The organism is Flavobacterium sp. (assembly GCF_044338735.1).
Lineage (GTDB): Bacteria > Bacteroidota > Bacteroidia > Flavobacteriales > Flavobacteriaceae > Flavobacterium.
The window spans coordinates 1-5722 of record NZ_JBIIWV010000133.1 but is presented as its reverse complement, the minus strand read 5'-3'; the positions used below and the strand labels follow the sequence as shown (position 1 = coordinate 5722).

At 35.8% G+C, this 5722-nt stretch carries 5 protein-coding genes; 1 reads left to right on the top strand and 4 read right to left on the bottom strand.

Features of this window, described 5'->3' with window-relative positions; genetic code table 11:
• The 4 genes from ACIQZC_RS08525 to ACIQZC_RS08510 all read right to left on the bottom strand — a co-directional run.
• On the bottom strand, positions 1-1465 hold a 1465-nt coding region (locus ACIQZC_RS08525), incomplete at its 3' end, for a DNA gyrase/topoisomerase IV subunit A (RefSeq protein WP_396138808.1).
• 72 nt (positions 1466-1537) lie between these two features.
• Positions 1538-3394: a DNA topoisomerase IV subunit B gene (locus ACIQZC_RS08520; protein WP_396138807.1), complete on the bottom strand. Its 1857-nt coding sequence runs from the start codon at positions 3392-3394 to the stop codon at positions 1538-1540.
• A 158-nt stretch (positions 3395-3552) separates the two neighbouring features.
• Positions 3553-4647 carry a redox-regulated ATPase YchF gene (gene ychF / locus ACIQZC_RS08515; RefSeq protein ID WP_396138806.1) on the bottom strand — a complete coding sequence of 365 codons (1095 nt, stop codon included), beginning with the start codon at positions 4645-4647 and terminating at the stop codon, positions 3553-3555.
• Between the two features lie 95 nt (positions 4648-4742).
• Entirely contained in the window at positions 4743-5093 is a 351-nt protein-coding gene (locus ACIQZC_RS08510) for a 4Fe-4S dicluster domain-containing protein (RefSeq protein ID WP_396138805.1), read from the bottom strand.
• Positions 5094-5228: 135 nt separating this feature from the next.
• Between ACIQZC_RS08510 and ACIQZC_RS08505 the strand changes: the two genes are divergently transcribed.
• A partial coding sequence (locus ACIQZC_RS08505) for an acyl-CoA reductase (protein WP_396138804.1) occupies positions 5229-5722 on the top strand: 494 nt, incomplete at its 3' end.

Below are 5722 nucleotides of genomic sequence, written 5' to 3'. Positions count from 1 at the left end.
AATCTATCGTGTACTCAATAATATGGTCCAAATGGTATTTCACTTGTTCCATTTCGGCTTCCAATTTCGAAATTGCATCATCCGCTTTATCCGAGTCGAAACGCGTAATACGAATCATTGGAATTTGCGTCAATTTTTGCAAATCATCGTCATTAATCTCCCGAACAAATGATTTTAAAAACGGCTCAAATCGGTCATACATATATTTATACAACGATTCTCTGTCGGAATACAATTTGAAGTCGATGTACATTTCTTCACGAATGAAAATCTTTTCTAAAGTTGAGAAATGCCATTTATTTTCTAATTCGTCTAACTGAATTTCAAGTTCACGTTTAAGCAAATCAACCGTTCTGTTGGTCGAAATTTTCAACATATCTGAAACGCCAATAAACAGCGGTTTGTGGTTTTCAATTACACAACCTAGAGGCGCAACCGAAGTTTCACAAGCGGTAAACGCATACAACGCATCAATGGTTTTATCAGGAGAAACGCCCGGCGGAAGATGAATTAAAATTTCAACCTCAGCAGCCGTATTGTCTTCAATTTTCTTGATTTTGATTTTCCCTTTTTCGTTGGCTTTCAAAATACTATCAATTAACGTCGACGTATTGGTTGAAAATGGAATTTGAGTAATAACCAAAGTTTGTTTGTCAAATTGCCCAATTTTTGCACGCACACGAACACGACCACCGCGTAATCCATCATTATAATTGGAAACATCAGCAATTCCAGCCGTTGGAAAATCGGGAAATAAGGTAAAAGGTTTCCCTTTTAATATTTTGATAGAAGAATCTATTAGTTCGTTAAAATTGTGCGGTAATACTTTTGTCGATAAACCTACGGCAATGCCTTCGGCTCCTTGTGCCAACAGCAATGGAAACTTCACCGGAAGATTAATTGGCTCGGCACGACGACCATCATATGACATTCCCCATTCGGTAATTTTTGGAGAATACAACACATCGTGACCAAATTTTGAAATTCGGGCTTCAATGTATCGGGAAGCAGCAGCACTATCTCCTGTTAAGATATTTCCCCAGTTTCCTTGCATGTCGATGATTAGGTCTTTTTGCCCAATTTGTACCATAGCATCACCAATACTCGCATCTCCATGAGGGTGATACTGCATGGTGTGCCCAACGATGTTCGCCACTTTGTTATATCGACCATCATCCAACTCTTTTAACGAGTGCATAATACGACGTTGAACCGGTTTAAAACCATCTTCAATAGCAGGAACAGCACGTTCCAAAATTACATAGGAAGCATAGTCCAAAAACCAATCTTTGAACATTCCTGTAACCTTGGTAATGGTGTCTTCTGGGTTTTCGTTATTTTCGTAAAAATGATGGCCCGTTGAAACGTGAATATCATCAAAACCTTCCTCGTTATTAGAATGGTCTTGATAATCGAAATTTTCGTCTTCGTTTGGAATGATGTTTTCTTCTTCTTCGTCTTTCATTTTTATGCTGAATTATTTTCAGTATGCTTTTTTACTTTAAATCACTGCTCACTAAAAACTGAACACTGAATACTAATTTTTCTCCACCACATCCAATTCCACTTTCAAATTATTAATGATAAACTCTTGTCGGTCTGGGGTGTTTTTACCCATGTAGAACTCTAACAAGGTTTCAATTGAAGTGGCTTTATCTAACATAACAGGATCCAATCGAATGTCTTGCCCAATGAAATGCTTGAACTCATCTGGCGAAATTTCCCCTAATCCTTTGAATCGGGTGATTTCTGGTTTTGGTTTTAGCTTTTCAATGGCATCAACACGTTCTTGGTCGGAATAACAATAAATTGTTTCTTTTTTATTTCGCACACGGAACAAAGGTGTTTGTAAAATATACAAATGTCCGTCTTTAATCAACTCTGGAAAAAACTGCAAGAAAAACGTAATCAATAATAAGCGAATGTGCATTCCATCAACGTCGGCATCGGTTGCGATTACGATATTATTGTAACGCAAATCGCCCATGTCTTCCTCAATGTTTAATGCCGCTTGTAATAAATTGAATTCTTCGTTTTCGTACACAATTTTCTTAGTCATTCCATACGAATTCAATGGCTTACCCCGTAAACTAAAAACCGCTTGCGTATTCACATCACGACTTTTTGTAATGGAACCCGAAGCCGAATCTCCCTCGGTAATAAAAAGCGTACTTTCTAAACTTCTTGGGTTTTTAGCATCGGTTAAATGCACACGACAATCGCGTAATTTTTTATTGTGCAGACTGGCTTTTTTAGCACGGTCTTTGGCTAATTTTCTAATTCCGGAAAGTTCTTTACGTTCGCGTTCGGCTTGTAAAATCTTACGCAATAACGCATCGGCAACTTCTGGATTTTTATGTAGGAAATTATCTAATTTAGTTTTGATGAAATCATTCACAAAAGAACGCACCGAAGGGCCATTCGGACCAATATCGGTTGAACCCAATTTGGTTTTGGTTTGCGATTCAAAAACAGGTTCTTCCACTTTAACTGCAACTGCCGAAACAATCGATTTACGAATATCCGACGCTTCAAAAGGTTTGTTGTAAAACTCTTTAATGGTTTTTACAATTGCCTCACGAAAAGCACCTAAATGCGTTCCTCCTTGCGTAGTATTTTGTCCGTTGACAAACGAATGGTATTCTTCTGAATATTGTGATTTGCTATGTGTAATCGCCACTTCGATATCTTCACCCAACAAATGAATTGTTGGATACACCATATCGTCTTCGTGAATCGCTTCTTCTAATAAATCTTTCAATCCGTTATCTGAAAAATACTTTTCGCCATTGTAAAAAATAGTCAATCCTGTATTTAGATAACAGTAATTTTTGAGCATCTTAATGACGTACTCGTTTCGATATTTGTAGTTCTTAAAAATCGCTTCGTCAGCAATAAAGGAAACTTTAGTTCCTTTACGCTTAGTAGATTCTTGTACGTCTTCTTCTAAAGTTAGATTTCCCGCAGAAAATTCGGCCGCTTTTTGTTGGTTATCTCGAACAGATTCTACTCTAAAAAAATTGGAAAGCGCATTAACTGCTTTGGTTCCAACACCATTTAAACCAACCGATTTTTTGAAGGCTTTGGAATCGTACTTTCCACCCGTATTCATTTTGGAAACTACATCAACCACTTTTCCTAACGGAATACCTCGACCATAATCGCGCACCGTTACGAGTTTGTCTTTAATGGTAACTTCGATGGTTTTTCCTGCACCCATGACAAATTCATCGATACAGTTATCCAATACTTCTTTTAATAAAATATAAATACCATCATCGGGCGATGATCCATCACCAAGTTTTCCGATATACATACCGGGACGCATACGAATATGTTCTTTCCAATCAAGGGAACGTATATTGTCTTCGGTATATTGATTTTGATCTAACATAAACAGAATTTGGATTTTGTGCTAATATATACGAATTAGCCCAATTTTTAAAAAAGAAACACCATAACTTATTGACATATTTACAAACAAAAAAACCGCTGAATTACTTCAACGGATTTTTCTCGATTTCTTAGCTCTATTTTCTATATTGTCAAAAATTACACATTAAAACGGAAATGCATTACATCGCCATCTTTTACAATGTATTCTTTACCTTCTACTCTTAATTTACCCGCTTCTTTTACTTTAGCTTCTGAACCGAAGTTAGAGAAATCTTCAAAAGCTATAACTTCTGCACGAATGAAACCTTTTTCAAAATCGGTGTGGATTACTCCAGCTGCTTTTGGCGCAGTATCTCCGATGTTGATTGTCCAAGCACGAACTTCTTTAACACCTGCTGTAAAATATGTTTGTAATTTTAATAATTTGTAGGCTGCACGAATCAACACAGCCGAACCTGGTTCAGTTAATCCCATATCTTCTAGGAATACTTGACGCTCTTCGTAACTTTCTAATTCAGTAATATCGGCTTCTGCTCCTACTGAAAGAATGATTACTTCTGCTTGTTCGTCTTTTACCAATTCGCGAACTTGATCTACATATTTGTTTCCGTTTACTGCCGAAGCTTCGTCAACATTACACACATATAAAACAGGTTTGGTTGTGATTAATTGAAATTCTTCCATCAAATCCACTTCATCTTGATTTTGAGGAACAACCGTACGAGCCGATTTTGCTTCCATCAAAGTGTGACGAATTCTGTCTAACAATGCTTTTTCGGCTTGTGCTTCTTTATTTCCAGTTTTCGCAGCGCGATTGGTTTTCTCTAAACGTTTTTCAACTGTTTCCAAATCTTTTAATTGCAACTCGATGTCGATGGTTTCTTTATCACGAATTGGATTAACATTACCATCCACGTGCACAATATTATCATTATCAAAACAACGTAAAACGTGAATAATAGCATTACACTCTCTAATATTTCCTAAGAATTGATTTCCTAATCCTTCACCTTTACTTGCTCCTTTTACCAAACCTGCAATATCTACAATATCTACGGTTGCCATTTGAACACGTTCTGGTTTTACCAATTCCTCTAAACGAGCAATACGAGGATCAGGAACGTTTACCACACCAATATTGGGTTCGATAGTACAAAACGGAAAGTTAGCACTTTGCGCTTTTGCGTTTGACAAACAATTAAATAAAGTTGATTTTCCAACATTTGGTAATCCTACAATTCCTGCTTTCATATTTTAGATTGCCACCAAGGCACGAAGGCTCAAAGTGTATTTTAAGTTATTTTTCTATTTTAATTATTTAAGTCTGAGTATTTTTAACTTAAATTTTACTCATTATGTAAAAAAGCTTGTCTGTTTAACAATGTTTCTTCGCTTTCTACATGATTATCATCTGGAACACAACAATCAACAGGACAAACGGCAGCGCATTGTGGCTCTTCATGAAAACCTTTACATTCGGTACATTTTCCAGGAACAATGTAATAAATATCATCAGAAATAGGTGTTTGAGCCGCATCTGAATCAACTTCAGTACCATCGGGTAAAATTACTTTTCCGCTTAATTTAGTTCCGTCTTTATATCGCCAGTCGTCAGCACCTTCATAAATTGCAGTATTAGGACACTCTGGTTCACAAGCTCCACAGTTAATGCATTCGTCTGTTATAATTATTGCCATTTTATTTTGTCTTAATGTTGAAATGTCATAAAGTCAAATGTCATAAATCTTTTTACTTTAAGACGTTAGACTCTCGACATATTATATTATTTTTGTGCAAAATTACAATGTAAACCACATATATACAAGTTACAGATGTTACAAAGTGAAATAAAATCGAGTTTTGTTGAATTAGGAAACTTTTTACGCCAATTTTCTTTAGAAAAAAATACTAAAGAAACTACGGTGTTACAAAACGAATTATTTTATGATGATTTCATTTCATTGATCGAATTATCACAATCGCACAATGGTTGGTTTACTCCAGAGCAAGTCTATTTTAGTATTCAATCTTGGGGAAAAGCCTTATCTGAAACCAACCTAAATCAGTGGCTTTCTTCGTATGATTTTTCAAAAATAGCACCTAAAAAAATTGGATTAGTTTTAGCAGGAAATATTCCGTTAGTTGGTTTTCATGATTTTCTTTCGGTATTAATTTCTGGTCATGATGTGCTTGTAAAAACTTCCTCAAGTGACCAACATTTATTGAAATTTTTAGCGAAATATTTGATTGCTATTCAACCTGAACTTAACTCAAAAATAACATTTGTTGAAGGAAAATTAGAAGGTTTTGATGCGGTAATAGCCAC

What these genes read in the sequence shown, in the direction of transcription:
- ACIQZC_RS08520 (WP_396138807.1), bottom strand. Translation starts at nt 3,394, where the DNA reads ATGTTAGATCAAAATCAATATACCGAAGACAATATACGTTCCCTTGAT.
- ychF (WP_396138806.1), bottom strand. Translation starts at nt 4,647, where the DNA reads ATGAAAGCAGGAATTGTAGGATTACCAAATGTTGGAAAATCAACTTTA.
- ACIQZC_RS08510 (WP_396138805.1), bottom strand. Translation starts at nt 5,093, where the DNA reads ATGGCAATAATTATAACAGACGAATGCATTAACTGTGGAGCTTGTGAA.